Origin of the sequence: Flavobacterium sp. (assembly GCF_027484205.1) — a bacterium.
Taxonomy (GTDB): Bacteria; Bacteroidota; Bacteroidia; order Flavobacteriales; family Flavobacteriaceae; genus Flavobacterium.
Genome location: NZ_JAIXUB010000011.1, coordinates 23,509 through 37,862, shown reverse-complemented (window position 1 = coordinate 37,862; position 14,354 = coordinate 23,509). Strand labels below are relative to the sequence as shown.

General features: G+C 29.2%; 13 protein-coding genes. 2 read left to right on the top strand and 11 right to left on the bottom strand.

Annotation, left to right across the window (positions count from 1 at the left end; genetic code table 11):
* Window positions 1–17: 17 nt before the first annotated feature.
* The 7 genes from Q0049_RS03670 to Q0049_RS03640 all read right to left on the bottom strand — a co-directional run bounded on the left by Q0049_RS03670 (window position 18) and on the right by Q0049_RS03640 (window position 8,681).
* Window positions 18–578, bottom strand: coding sequence for a DNA-3-methyladenine glycosylase I (locus tag Q0049_RS03670; protein WP_298116680.1), 561 nt, complete (start codon window positions 576–578; stop codon window positions 18–20).
* Window positions 568–1,218, bottom strand: a complete 651-nt coding sequence (locus Q0049_RS03665) for a queuosine precursor transporter (protein ID WP_298116678.1) — start codon at window positions 1,216–1,218, stop codon at window positions 568–570. The genes Q0049_RS03670 and Q0049_RS03665 overlap by 11 nt, the downstream gene beginning before the upstream one ends.
* A gap of 6 nt (window positions 1,219–1,224) precedes the next feature.
* Window positions 1,225–4,911, bottom strand: coding sequence for a TraB/GumN family protein (locus Q0049_RS03660; RefSeq protein ID WP_298116677.1), 3,687 nt, complete (start codon window positions 4,909–4,911; stop codon window positions 1,225–1,227).
* 203 nt (window positions 4,912–5,114) lie between these two features.
* The gene (locus Q0049_RS03655) at window positions 5,115–5,600 is read right to left on the bottom strand and encodes a hypothetical protein (RefSeq protein ID WP_298116675.1); all 486 of its coding nucleotides are present in this window, start codon (window positions 5,598–5,600) and stop codon (window positions 5,115–5,117) included.
* Between the two features lie 145 nt (window positions 5,601–5,745).
* Entirely contained in the window at window positions 5,746–6,492 is a 747-nt protein-coding gene (locus Q0049_RS03650) for a hypothetical protein (protein ID WP_298116673.1), read from the bottom strand.
* Window positions 6,485–7,075: a hypothetical protein gene (locus tag Q0049_RS03645; RefSeq protein WP_298116671.1), complete on the bottom strand. Its 591-nt coding sequence runs from the start codon at window positions 7,073–7,075 to the stop codon at window positions 6,485–6,487. Before Q0049_RS03645 ends, Q0049_RS03650 begins: the two co-directional genes overlap by 8 nt.
* A gap of 4 nt (window positions 7,076–7,079) precedes the next feature.
* Complete coding sequence (locus Q0049_RS03640; protein WP_298116669.1) at window positions 7,080–8,681, bottom strand: hypothetical protein; 1,602 nt, start codon at window positions 8,679–8,681, stop codon at window positions 7,080–7,082.
* A 383-nt stretch (window positions 8,682–9,064) separates the two neighbouring features.
* Between Q0049_RS03640 and Q0049_RS03635 the strand changes: the two genes are divergently transcribed.
* The gene (locus tag Q0049_RS03635) at window positions 9,065–9,802 is read left to right on the top strand and encodes a hypothetical protein (protein WP_298116667.1); all 738 of its coding nucleotides are present in this window, start codon (window positions 9,065–9,067) and stop codon (window positions 9,800–9,802) included.
* A 308-nt stretch (window positions 9,803–10,110) separates the two neighbouring features.
* On the opposite strand, the gene tsf is transcribed toward Q0049_RS03635, so the two are convergent.
* From tsf to rplM, 4 genes are all read right to left on the bottom strand, one after another.
* Window positions 10,111–10,935, bottom strand: coding sequence for a translation elongation factor Ts (gene tsf / locus Q0049_RS03630; protein ID WP_298116665.1), 825 nt, complete (start codon window positions 10,933–10,935; stop codon window positions 10,111–10,113).
* Window positions 10,936–11,040: 105 nt separating this feature from the next.
* Entirely contained in the window at window positions 11,041–11,856 is an 816-nt protein-coding gene (gene rpsB, locus Q0049_RS03625; RefSeq protein ID WP_298116663.1) for a 30S ribosomal protein S2, read from the bottom strand.
* Window positions 11,857–12,033: 177 nt separating this feature from the next.
* Complete coding sequence (rpsI, locus tag Q0049_RS03620; protein WP_298116661.1) at window positions 12,034–12,420, bottom strand: 30S ribosomal protein S9; 387 nt, start codon at window positions 12,418–12,420, stop codon at window positions 12,034–12,036.
* The gene (gene rplM, locus Q0049_RS03615) at window positions 12,420–12,875 is read right to left on the bottom strand and encodes a 50S ribosomal protein L13 (RefSeq protein ID WP_298116659.1); all 456 of its coding nucleotides are present in this window, start codon (window positions 12,873–12,875) and stop codon (window positions 12,420–12,422) included. Before rplM ends, rpsI begins: the two co-directional genes overlap by 1 nt.
* Before the next feature lie 340 nt (window positions 12,876–13,215).
* Between rplM and Q0049_RS03610 the strand changes: the two genes are divergently transcribed.
* Window positions 13,216–14,238 (top strand): LacI family DNA-binding transcriptional regulator, encoded by a 1,023-nt coding sequence (locus Q0049_RS03610; RefSeq protein WP_298116657.1) that lies wholly within the window; start codon window positions 13,216–13,218, stop codon window positions 14,236–14,238.
* Window positions 14,239–14,354: the final 116 nt, after the last annotated feature.

Sequence of the window (14,354 nt, the reverse complement as noted above, 5' to 3'; positions counted from 1 at the left end):
TAAAATTGTAAAGCAAACTATATTTGTGTCCAACAATCAACAACATGATCGTTCACCATTCCTGTAGCTTGCATGTGCGCATAAACAACGGTTGAACCTACAAATTTAAATCCTCGTTTTTTCAAGTCTTTGCTAATTTTATCAGAAAGAGGTGTAGTAGCTGGCACTTCTTTTAAAGATTTTCTGTTGTTTTCAATAGGTTTTTCGTCTGTGAAATTCCAAATGTATTTTGAAAAACTTCCAAATTCCTTTTGCACTTCCATAAAAGCAATAGCATTAGAAATGGTTCCTCTTACTTTTAATTTGTTTCTAATAATTCCAGCATCTTGAAGTAATTCTTGCACTTTTTCTTCATCATAATTTGCTACTTTTTTGTAATCAAAATTATCAAATGCTTTTCTGAAATTATCTCTTTTTTTCAAAATGGTATACCAACTCAATCCTGCTTGAAAAGTTTCTAAAACAAGAAATTCAAATAATTTATCGTCATCATAAACAGGTTTTCCCCATTCGTTATCATGATAATCTCTATATAAATCGTCTTTTTCGCACCAAGCGCAACGAAATTTATTCTCCATCTTTTGCTAAATATTTTTCAATTAAATAATGTCCTAAATAAATCATTGGAGTCATCAAAATGGCAATTACTAATTTTACAGAATATCCAGTGAATCCTGAAACAATATAGGTTTTTCCATCCATAATTCCAGGTAAATAAAAAGCAATTCCAAGCACAATAAAGCTGTCAAATAATTGTGAAATCATCGTAGAACCAGTACTTCGCAACCAAATCATTTTGTTACCTGTTCTGTTTTTTACAAAATGAAAAATGGTAACATCAATTAATTGTGAAACTAAAAATGCAGCAATACTTCCAATAATTATCAATTGGCTTTGACCAAAAACGGCTTTAAATTGATCTGTCGAAACGGAACTAATTCCTGTTGACGGAATTTTGATTGCAAATGACAAAATAATAAAAGTATACACTATCAATCCAGCAGTGATTAACGAAAGTTTTTTTACACCTTTTTCACCAAAATATTCATTGATTAAATCAGTAGTGATGAAAACTATAGGCCATGGTAAAATTCCAATACTCATTGGAACACCAAAAACATCTATTAATTTTCCGCCAGTTAATTCTGCAACAATGGCATTTGTAATAAAAATACCTGCTAGAATTACATAAACAATATCTTTTCTTCTTTGAAACATGTTGTGTTAATATTGGTCAAAAAACAAAGGGTTTTCAAATGGTTTTTCCTTTTCAAAGCTTGCTCTAAAATGCTTTTCGTTTAATGCTTTTTGAATAATTGTATCAATCTTTTTAGTTATATCATCTTCTTCTTCAAGAATTTCAGCACTGTAATTTTTATATGCTAATGGATTTATTTTGCTGTTTTCTATTACAAAAGCAATAGGGTAGATTTTCTTTTCAGCAACTTCCTCTTCTTTTACATCTTCTTCAACTTGATAAAAATAAATTACCGTTTGCTTTTTACTTTGTTCAACAATTCTTTTTTCAATTAAATTAATACTGTCTTTTTCATCAAAATCATTAAAATTTATTAAAGCAGATTTTGCTATTTCATCATCGGATAATTTTATTAATTCGCCTTTATTTTTATTTAAAAGTAAATTGATAGTAAAAAATTGATTTTTTGAATCTTGTAAAGCTTCCTGAATTTCTTCATTGCTTAATTTATTATTCACAATTCCAAGTCGAAGCAACTCCAAGTTTAATTCAGGAATATCTAATTGCTTTGATTTTTCGAATAACTCTGTAATTGAATTGTCTTTTGGGAAGTTATATAGTAAACCAATATAGTTGGCTAAATCTTGTGTTGGTGCAACATTATAATCTTCATAATCAACAACTTCTTCAGCTTCTTCATCTTCTTCATCAACATTATTTTTTTCTTTCCAACTTGCTACTCTTTTATATTCAAGTTTTGCATTAGTTAAAATCATTTTCTTAAAAGAACTTATTTTCTTAACAGAAATTAAATCATTGTCTAATAATGAATTACAAAAATCTATAACGGGTTTATTGTATTCAGGAATACTATAAAACTGAAATATTTTAGGGAAAAGTTCTTTACTATGTTCTAAATCTCTTTCGAAGAAATTGAACATTCCCGTTATATCATAATCATTATCAGTTATAGGCAAATCATACTCTAACAATTCAATGATTTTTTTATAAGCATTTTTTGATTCTTGATATGCAAGTGCTTTAATAACACTTAGTTGAACATCTGTTTTAGTACCTTCCTTTTTATAGTAACCTTCTAAAAAAGGAATAATTTTTTCATTATTAAGTTCACCAAGTTTCAATAATAATGAATTAATTGCATCAGTTTCACTATCTTTAAACTCAAAGGTTTCAAGGAAATTTTTAACAGCATCAATATCCTTTTCTTCAAGATTTATTTCATACAAAGAATTCATTGCAGAATATCTAATTGTATCACTTTCGCTTTTAGCATCTTCAGTAAATAATCTAAATTTATCATCAAAATCCGATTGATTATCTTTTATAATTCTTTCAAACGGTTCAATAGATTTAAATGATTTTTCTACAAAAGCATCGTCGTTTTTATAGTTTCTATCTACTAAAGTTTTGAGCATATAATAGCCATCATCTTTAAAAACTGCTTTATATTTTATTGCTTGACTTGACTGTGGTCTTGAAACTAGCGCATTAAAAGTGTAATCATTTTTGCCATTACTATTTTCTACAGATTCAGAAATCATTTCATAAGTATCTTTTTCTTCTTTGATAAACTCACTCCACAACGATTTTGAAATTCCCTTTTTTTTGTTTGAAGCATAACTTATAACTGAATTCAAATTTGAATATTCATAATCAACATCAATGTAGTCATCTTTTTCCTCTTCTTCTTGTCTCAAAAAGTATTTTTTAAAGCTTACTTTCATTGAATCAAGATCTTTTATACTTTCATATTTTGAATATTTATAGTATAGCATATTAATTGTTCTTCCTGTTTCAGACAAAAAATTATAATATTTAGTTTTGCTTTCAAACATGTTTTTTGATTCTTCATCATTTTTCTCAATGTTTAAAAACAATTTTTCGTTTAATTTTTCTGGGATATCAATTTTAAATTTAGCAATGGTGTCTTTATACACAGCTGTTTTTGAAATATAGTTAGGAGCATTTAAAGAAAATGAATTGAAAAAACGTAACGAATTCTTGTCAGATGCATTTACAGTTCCTAAAAGGTAATATTTATTTCCATTGATAAATGATTTCAAATGAATGTTTTTTTCTCCAATTTTAGAAGTTGATTCATATGATTTTTTGGCTTTATCATAGTTAGAAGTTGCAACTACTGAATCATGTTGTAGGTAAAATTCATAGTGAATTTGCTTTTGTTCATATTCAGAATCTTCTAACGTTTCAAACTCGTTTAATGTTTTTTCAGTTAGAAAATAATATCCTTTTTCAGAACTATCGTAAGCCTGAATTTCTATGTTTGACAATTCTTCTGAAGCGTCTCCATGGCTTGTATAAAATGAAGGTGTTTCAACTGTAAAACCACCTTTTTTTGGTGTTATTTTTTCCCAATTTGAATCGAATGATTTGATTTTGATGTTGTCAAAGATTTCATTTTCAAATTGGCGCACATAGTTTCCAACACCTGTCATGGAAATCCCAATGATTTCTAATGGTGTAATGTAGAATTTATATCGTTGATTGTTTCCAGTTTTTGTGGTATTTTTTATGTCATAACCAACAATATTATCATTTTCAAAATATTTTTTATCAATAATATTTCCAGGAATTTTTTCAAAAAACAAGCTATCGAGCGATTTCGGATTATAGTTTTCCGATTCTTTTTTTATGAAATAATTGAGAGGTATTCGCTTGATATTGATTACACCACCATTAGTAAAATCTGGCGAACCAAGATTCTTATTTTCTTCAATTATATTTTTTGTAAGTGGCATTTGAACCATCATGTCATTCGTACTCGCCATTTTAAAACCAGGATTTGGGAAAAAATCCTCAATAGTTTTTTTCTGTGTTTGACCATTTTCAGAAAAAGTATCAAATATTGGAGTAACAGTATATCCTTTTTTTCTTAAAAGCTCTATGATTCCTGCTTTTCCTGCTAAATGTGCTGCGCCAACTGCAGAAAACAGACTTCCTTTTTTTGCTAATGAGTCAATACTGTTCGCCATAGTTTCATTTCTGACAGAGATTAAGGCATCATGTGCCTTTTTTGAAAGCATTAACTTATAGATAGAATCAAGCATAACCACATCTTTTTCACGATAGTATTGCTTTAAAACTTCATTGAAATTTCTATTTTTCAATAACTTTATAAGAAGTAATTTATTTTCTTCCTTTGGTTTTACATCTTCTTCTTTCAGTTTTAAAAGCGGAATTATAGAACCTTTTGCTTCTTCAAGCCCAACAATTTGTTTTTTGTATTTTCTTCCTGTTTGATAAATAAACATATCTAAAACAGTGTTTTCTTGAAAGTCAGATGTGTCACCACCAATGGCAGATAACATATTATTGAAATAACTATTATTGGTATCAAAAACGGTTTTGATTTCGTCTTTTTTAGCAGGATTTTTATAAAACTCTGAATAAAATTTATAAGAAGATGTTATTTCATTTTGTTTTACTAAATCAGCAATATCAATCCACGTTTCAGGATCACTTTCATTACCAACCATGTCAGAAGCAAGAAGGTTTTTAAAAAAAGCATCAGATAAATGATAGGAAACTTTATCATTAACGTGCATTGTTCCATATAAATAGGATTTTTTTGTTAATCCATTTCCAGAAATTTCCCAAAATAATGTTTTATCATTTTGTGCAAAACAAGTAAAACAAAAAAGTAAAAGTGTGGTATAAAGAATATTTTTCAAGACAGCAATTTTTATGTGAGTAACAAATATATACAGAAAAACGGCATTTCTTTTAGGAAATGCCGTTTTTAGATGAAAAATATTTTTATTGAAGAGTTAATTTTTAGTGTATAAATCTTTGTCATAGAATTTTTCTTCTTTGATAAAAGCAATAGTTCCAGAGGCTGGAACTATTACTTTGTTTTGAGAAAAAGTAATATTTTTTATTCATATTTAACAAAAAATTCACAACCCTTATCAATCCAACTTTCACCTTCTTTTATTGGAATCATTTCAACATCAACATCTTTGCCTTTATAACCAAAACCCATTAAATATTCGTTGCCCAAAAATGTGTCTAATTCTTCATCAATATTAGGTTCAAATTTGTTTTTAACAATGAATGCAGCTAAAAGAACATTGGATTTCAAATTTTCAGAATTTTTATCGGCAAATATAATTTTCCCTAATGCTTCATACATTGATATTTGATCAAATAAATGAAAATCATCTACTTGTATTGTGTCTCTCGTTTCAATATTACATGGATATTTTGGTAAACTATAATGTTCAGAAATCTTATGAAATGCTATTAAAGCTTTTTCTTTTTCAGATTTTGCTATAATTTCAATTTCATCAAGAATTTGTAATAATTCAATATCTTCATTTATCCATTTTTGCAAAGGATTATTTTCATTATATTTTGCCATAAATCTTTTCTCTTTCACGATTAAGTTTACTCCACTCGTTATAACATAATGCAATAGGTTGAAATTCTATATATCCGCAACAAACATCTTTAATTTCTTTTAAATGGTAGGATAGAATTAATCAGCAAATATTTTTATTGAAGAGTTATTTTTTTAGTGAATAAATTGTTTTCATTCCTTTTATTTCCTCTGAATATTCAATGATTTCAAGGGGATAATATTTATCAAGAATCTCGGGTATTTGAATTATTGGATGCATAGGAACTCTTATCTTTTCAGTTACCCATAATTCCTTATGCTGATTTAGATCATTTTTAAAACTGTCAAAATCATTATCGTCAAAAATTTCTTTATATTTAAAATCAACCTTGTAGCATAAATAACCTTCAATTAATTTGGTTTCATTTTTAAACTCTCTTACTTCCAAAATCTTTAATACTGGGAATTGGAAAACATTATTTTCTTTCAAATGTTTATCAAGAAAAGTAATATCATAAGTTATTGTATCAGATTGCAATTCATTATTTAATGTGTAATAATAGTCTACTTTATCTTTATGAAAGGTATTATAAAATCTATAAGTTCCATAATCATCACCGTACAATTCCAAATATAAGTTTCCTTTAGTCTCTCTTTTAATTTCTGAAATAATTTCATTAATAGCAATGCTATCAACTTCAGTATTTTGTTTTATTTCATTTTCTTTTATTGAATTTCGAAGTGAATTAAATATTTTTTCTGATAATTGTTCAGTAGATTTTTTAAAGGCAACGGTATCTGTAATTACCTGATCTTTCCTAAAAGCAATAGTTCCAGATTTTGGAACTATTGCTATTTCTTGACTAAAACAATTAATATTAAGAATTAAAAAAAATGCAAATAATTTATTCATATAGACTGAAGTTTTCTCCTCTAAAAAAAGCATTAAAAAAAGTAAAGTCTCCTTCTCTAATATCACTGTGACTTACATTAGGAATAACAAATTTGAGATATTTCTCTTGAAATAAATCATATTGAAATACTTTTTTTACAATATTAGCGATTAATTCAATTTCTTGGACAAATTTTATAGACTCAAGTTCTCTTTTCCTTACGGGTAATGTTAATTGCTTGTATGGTTTAAGTTGAACCTTGCTTTGTAATGCATATATAAAAAAATAAGGTATTAAAATGCTAATTACAAGCCTAATCTTAAAAGCTACTTTTGTCGATTCATCAAGAATATCTAATTCAAAAGTTAAGCATCTGTCAAAATCTAATGCCGATAAATCTTGAATATTCTTGGTTAATGGATGTAGCCTAAACTCATCATTTAATAAATTTATTTTTTTTTCATTGACCTTATAAAACTGATTGACAGCAAATAGTAGCTTTTTAAATTCTTTCGAATTATTATATTCTTCTCTTTGCTTTATACTATCAATTCCTATTGGATAATATTCGTATGCTGTATATTTTAATTCTGTTTCATTCATAATATTACTGGCAATCACCTATACCAGATGCATTTGTTTGATACTGAGTTGGTGTAGGATAACTTTGAGGATGAAGATTAAGTCTAGCTCCTGGTATTCCTATTTCAAAATTATGTTTTAACCTACTTTCAAAATATCGTTCAACGATCATATAAGAAACATTTTTATTTCCATATTTGTTTACTGTTTCTTTTATAGCTTTGTTTAATGCCGCAGCACTCAGAGTCGCAGCTAGACCTGGTGATATATTGGTGTTTCCTACAGCAAGATTTTTTGGCATACCAAACAAAATAGGAGTTGGATATTCAATAACATGATTGACAAAAACGCCACTTGGAGTTCCCACCAAAACTGTGAAATGAATATTTACTACGGCAGATTGTTGCCAATTTATCGTTGAACTCGGAGATGTAAAATTAAAACTTGCACAATCTGGTGGAAGAGTTGTACCATCATCATTAGAGTCAGCATTATCATCATTATTTAAAACACTATCAATAAAATCGTCTATTAAATTTTGATTTTCAACTGTATTTCCATATTCCAAAATAAAATTAATACTTGCGTCTATACAATCTTCTACATACTCTTGGCTTTCCTCAGAAAAATCATTTTGAGTTAAATATTCAATAACACTATCAGCAGTTGAATTATCATTTTGTGATAAATTGTTTAAATCAATATCTGGAAATAAAAAATCACGTTGCTCGTCAGTTAGTGACTTTATAAATGCTTTAACTTGTGAATCTTCAAGACTTACTGTTGGTGCGCTAACAAAAACGTTGCTTGAGTTGGTTCCGCCACCAGGTTGATTTGAACCATTAGGATTGTTACCTGTAGGGAAACTTCCAACACCACCATTACCTTCATTGAAATTAGGAGTGTATCCTGATGGATTGTAACCTGTACCTGTATTTCCTTGATTTGTGTCAGTACTTCCTTCACCACCACCACCGCATGCTCCAGGAGGACATGTTGCTCCTTCTGTACCACAAGGAACGGGAACAATAGCATAATAACTCTCGGTTACTTGACCTAAATTATTAAAAGAAAATGGATTAGAGACAACTAGATTACATGGACCGTCATTAAATTGAGCTATTTTTGATTCGTCTAGTGCTTCAATTTCTAAACCGTCAGTAACATCTACATAACCATTATTTGATAAAATTTGTTTTTCTAGTTCAGTTACATTGTATTTAGTAATATAAGTTTTGTAGGTTGTGTTGTTTTTAGAGTTTATAACAAGGTTTTCTAATTTTGCATTTTCTTCTGGGCGATGAATTTGAAATGTGTAGGATTTAAAATCATCAATTTCAATAACAACAATTTTATCTGTATCTATAAAAAAGTCATATTCTTTATTATATAAAATTCTTTGCTGTTCATTTCCTTTTTTTGCTTCTCTATTAGTTTTTTGCTTTTCTTTTACCTTTTCAAAAGTAAATCTTGCCTGTTGGTCATTATTAAATTCTTTAACACTGATTTCATATTTTTTATAGTTTTTTGAACTCGATACAACTTCCTCTTGCGTTTCACAACCTAAAAAAAGTAATGAAATAAAGATAAATAGGGCTTTAAATAAATAATTGAATTTGTTTTTCATGTGTGTATATTTTAAATGAATAATTTAAAAAATAAAAAAGCGTGGTACTTAAATTTACCGGAGTTGAGGCACTGACAATGCCTAAGACAAGATAAACCAAGCCCACGCCAAGCGCGGGCATTAGCTCATTCTTCTCGTCTTTATGGTTTTAAATGTCAGTTTTCAACTCCGAGAAAAGCAAATGCTTTTATATTTTTCGTTAATGTAAGAACGTATTAGTTATAACTATCACGAATGTAAACAAAAAATGATTAGTTGCAAATATTTTCCATTCATTTTTTTTTCATTGATCATTTAATATTAACAAAAGTTTAGTTTTTTGATTTATACTATAGTAAATATTAATCCGTTAAAATTTTAATTAACAATTAAAAAAATATATTATGAGTGCAAGCATTTCAGAAACAGGTCATGCAAAAAACATTGCAAATTTTCAGGACTTAATTTCTTTTTGTCAAGGTTATGGTACAATTTACAATCCTACAAAAGAACTTTTAAAAATTCCTCAACTTCAACTGCTTTATCAAACTTCTCTAAACAGTTTAAATACAGCAAAAACAGGTAAAACAAATTTTGATAACGCTACAAATGAAAGAAGAAATTCTTTCTCAAATTTAAAACCACTATCAACAAAAGTTATAAACTCTTTTGCGGTTTCTGGAGTAGATAACTTAACGTTGTTAGATGCTAAAACGATTAATAAAAAACTTCAAGGTACGAGAAAGAAGAGTGATGAAGAAGCAACTTCAACTAATGCTACTCCTACTACAAGAATTTCAACATCACAACAATCTTACGATAGATTAATAGATCATTTCTCTAGTCTAATTTTTTTATTAGAGCAAAATTTGGTTTATAATCCAAATGAGGAAGATTTAAAGGTTACTTCTTTACAGGCAAAATTAAATGATTTGCAATCAAAAAACACAAACTTGATTAACGCTTACACATCATATAGTAATTCTTTAATCAATAGAAATTTTGAGTTGTACAATTCTCCTGCAAGTTTAGTAAAAGTTAGCAAGGAAGTTAAACAATACGTTAAAAGTATTTTTGGAGCTAAAAGCCCACAATATAAACAAGTAAGTAGTTTAGAATTTAAAGTTATAAAAGCAGAATAATTTTTTATAACGTCAAATTATTTTTTAAGGACTTTGGTAATGATTTAAGCAATTTCTTTCTTAATATGCTAATAGGTAATTGAATTGTTTGTTACTTAATATTTAATTCTAGTTACTGCATATTATATTTTCATTATTGCTTTTTATTTTTTTAGAGGTACGGTTTATATTTTAGCTACTTAATTTGTACTTTTTTATACTGCGTTCTATAATGTAGCGTATTCAATAAAGTTTAAATAAAAAACCTCGATTCAATTAAGAACCGAGGTTTGATATTTAAAATCTAATATCTAAAATTTGATATTGAATTATCCTAAAGCTACTCTTCTAAATCCTGTAACAGTTAAACCACCATCAACAGATTTAATATAAGAAGCAACGCTCATAGAACCATCTTTGATATAATCTTGATTTACTAAAGTGTTGTCTTTGTAGAAACGTTGGATTTTTCCTTTAGCAATATTGTCTAACATAGCTTCTGGTTTTCCTTCTTGACGTAATTGATCTTTAGCGATTTCAATTTCTTTTTCGATGATTGATGCATCAACACCAGCTTCATCTAAAGCAATTGGGTTCATTGCAGCAGCTTGCATAGCAACGTTTCTTGCAGCTTCATCAGCACCTTCAACATTAGCAGATAATGCAGTTAAAACAGCAATTTTGTTTCCAGCATGAATGTAAGAACCAACGAAAGCTCCGCTTAATCTTTCGAAAGAAGCGATTTCAATTTTTTCTCCAATTACACCAGTTTGCTCAATTAATTTGTCAGCAACTGTAATACCGTTAAAATCTGAAGCTAAAAACGCTTCTTTAGTATCATAGTTTAATGCTTGGTTAGCTAAATCAGTAGCTAATTTTACGAAACCTTCATTTTTTCCAACGAAGTCAGTTTCGCAATTTAATGTGATCACAACACCAGATGTTTTGTCAGCATTAACAACTGCAATAGCAGCACCTTCAGTAGATTCTCTGTCTGATCTGTTAGCAGCAACTTTTTGACCTTTTTTTCTAAGGTTTTCGATTGCTAAATCAAAATCTCCATCAGCTTCTACTAATGCTTTTTTGCAGTCCATCATACCTGCACCTGTGATTGTTCTTAATTTATTTACGTCTGCAGCAGTAATTGTTGCCATAATATTTTAAAATTAAAAGTTTTTAAAAAGTAAATTACGAATTACGAATTAGAAATTACGCTAAAACAACGTAATTCGAAATTCATAATTCGTAATTATTTTGTTTTATTCTTCAGTACTAGTTTCAGTAGTTTCTACTTCTGGAGCAGCAGTTTCAACAACAGCAGCTTCTGGAGCAGCAACAGCTTCTACAGTTTCTACTTCAGTAGCATCATCAGCTTCTTTATCAGAAGTTCTGTTTGCTAATCCGTCTTTAACTGCATCAGTTACTAAAGTTAAAATTTTATCAATTGATTTAGAAGCATCATCATTTGCAGGGATAACATAATCTACCTCACGTGGGTCAGAGTTTGTATCAACCATTGCGAAAACTGGAATGTTTAATTTTTGTGCTTCTTTTATTGCGATGTGTTCAGCTTTGATATCTACTACGAAAAGTGCAGCAGGTAATCTAGACATATCAGCGATAGAACCTAAGTTCTTCTCTAATTTTGCACGAAGACGATCAACTTGAAGTCTTTCTTTTTTAGAAAGTGTCATGAATGTTCCGTCTTTTTTCATTCTATCGATAGAAGCCATTTTTTTAACAGCTTTACGAATAGTAACGAAATTTGTTAACATACCTCCAGGCCATCTTTCAGTGATGTAAGGCATGTTACAAGCTGCTGCTTTATCAGCAACGATGTCTTTAGCTTGTTTTTTGGTAGCTACGAAAAGTATTTTTCTACCTGATGCTGCAATTTTTTTCATAGCTTCGTTAGCTTCTTCAATTTTTGCAGCAGTTTTATATAGGTTAATGATGTGAATACCATTACGCTCCATATAAATGTAAGGAGCCATGTTTGGATCCCATTTACGAGTCATGTGTCCGAAATGTACACCTGCTTCTAATAATTCTTTAACGTCAATTTTGTTTGCCATTGTGTAATAGTTTACGTTCCGTGATTAGCAATTTTCAAGTAGTCACTTTCGATATGTCTTGAAAATTTAGATGCTAAACTAATTCCTTTTTTAATGAGGAATATCGACAACTTTGTTTTAAATTCAATTTTAATAGTAAAAATGTATCTGAAAAAATATTCTGATAAATATCGAATATTAACGTTTCGAGAATTGGAATCTCTTACGTGCTTTTTTCTGACCGAATTTTTTACGTTCTACCATTCTTGGATCTCTTGTTAATAATCCTTCTGGTTTTAGGATAGATCTGTTTTCATCTCCAACCTCACACATTGCTCTAGCAATAGCCATTCTTACAGCTTCTGCTTGACCAGTTGAACCACCACCATATACATTTACTTTTACATCAAAGTTGTTTACATTTTCTGTCAATGACATTGGTTGTAATACTTTGTACTGTAAAGTAGCTGTTGGGAAGTAAGTTGCAAATTCTTTTTTGTTTACAGTGATTTTTCCTGTACCTTCGGTAACATAAACACGTGCAACAGCACATTTTCTTCTACCGATTTTGTGAATAACTCCCATTACTTTAAATCGTTAAGGTTTACGGTTTTTGGTTGTTGAGCAGTATGTTTGTGCTCAGAACCAACATTTACATTCAAATTGCGGAATAACTCAGCACCTAATTTATTTTTAGGTAGCATTCCTTTTACAGCTTTTTCTACTAATAATGCAGGATTTTTTTGTTGCATTACTTTAGCAGTTAAACTTCTTTGTCCTCCTGGATAACCTGTGTGTCTGATGTACGTTTTGTCATCTAACTTGTTTCCAGTAAGGTTGATTTTTTCTGCGTTGATAACAATTACGTTATCTCCACAATCAACGTGCGGTGTATAACTTGGTTTGTATTTACCTCTTAAAAGCATCGCAACTTTAGAAGCAAAACGACCTAAGTTATGACCTTCAGCATCTACAACAATCCACTGCTTATCTGCTGTGGCTTTGTTTGCTGAAACTGTCTTGTAGCTTAATGTGTTCACAATAATTTATTTTAATTAAACATTCCATTCCCTCCCGAAGCTTCGGGATAAGGGAGTGCAAAAGTACAATTATTTATTATATATGCAAAAATGATTTTCAATTTTAATTATTATTTTGAATTATAACGATTTACAGAAGCTATAAAGATTGCTAGTTAGCCCTGATTAACTCACAAAATATTTATCAAAATATGGAGTTCGGTGAAACATGTTTGAAGTAAAAATCTCTGTCTTTTTTGACAAGATTGGAATATAAAGCATGAAAATGATATACAAAAATGCGCAAACCATTCGCTTCTATGCATAATTTTCATAAATTTACACCTTATATATAGGTAATATGAAATCAAAAGCCACTTTAAAGCAAATAGCAAAAGAACTTGGTGTATCTGTTTCGACAGTTTCTAAGGCATTGAACGATAGTCCGGAAATTAGTGAACCAACCAAAATTCGTGTTCAAGAATACGCAAAGTTGAAAAATTATAAGCCAAATGTTATTGGGTTGAACCTTAAAAATCGTTCTACCAAAACAATAGGTGTAATCATACCAAACATTTTAAATCAGTTTTTTGCCAAAGTTTTTACGGGAATTGAAAAAGTTGCCGATGAAAAAGGTTATAAAGTGATTACATGTATTTCTAACGAATCGATTGAAAAAGAAATTAGTGCTCTAGAAATGTTAAGTAATGGAACGATTGATGGATTTATTTTGTCTATATCGGAAGAAGCTCAAAAATTGCAACAATTTGGTCATTTCAAATCGATTATAAATGAAGGTACACCAATAGTAATGTTTGACAGAATTGCTGATGAAGTAAATTGTGATAAGGTTATTGTTGACGATTTAGATTCTGCCGTTAATGCTACGGAGCATTTAATAAATACGGGATGCAAAAAGATTGCATTATTCTCGTCAATTGATAATTTAAGTGTCGGAAAATTACGTGCTCAAGGATTTTATAAGGCATTAGAAAATAATGGTATTAAAATTGATGAAAGTTTAGTTGTTTTAACTGAAACTTCTGAAGATTTTGATGTTAAATCAGCAAATTTCTTTGATACTCATAAAGTAGATGCAGTATTCGCTTTAGACGAACATGCTTCTGTCATGGCCATGAAAATGGGAATTAAAAAAGGATTAAAAATTCCAGATGAACTTTCTGTTATTGGTTTTGCTGATGGTGTATGGTCAAGAAGATTAACACCAAGTTTATCAACTGTAAGTCAGCATGGTCCAGAAATAGGTGAAGTGGCTACTAAAATGCTGATAGAAAAATTAGAAAGCAAAGAGGAAGTTTACAGTCATAAAACTACAATTGTAAAAACGGAATTACGTCAAAGAGAATCGACCAAAAAATTATAGTTTTTTAAAGAGTATAAATAAGACCATCATTTGAAGTGATGGTTTTTTTATGTCTAATTGTTAAAGTTTTAAATAAGTGTAACAATTGTTAAAACTTGATGTCTATTTATATAATC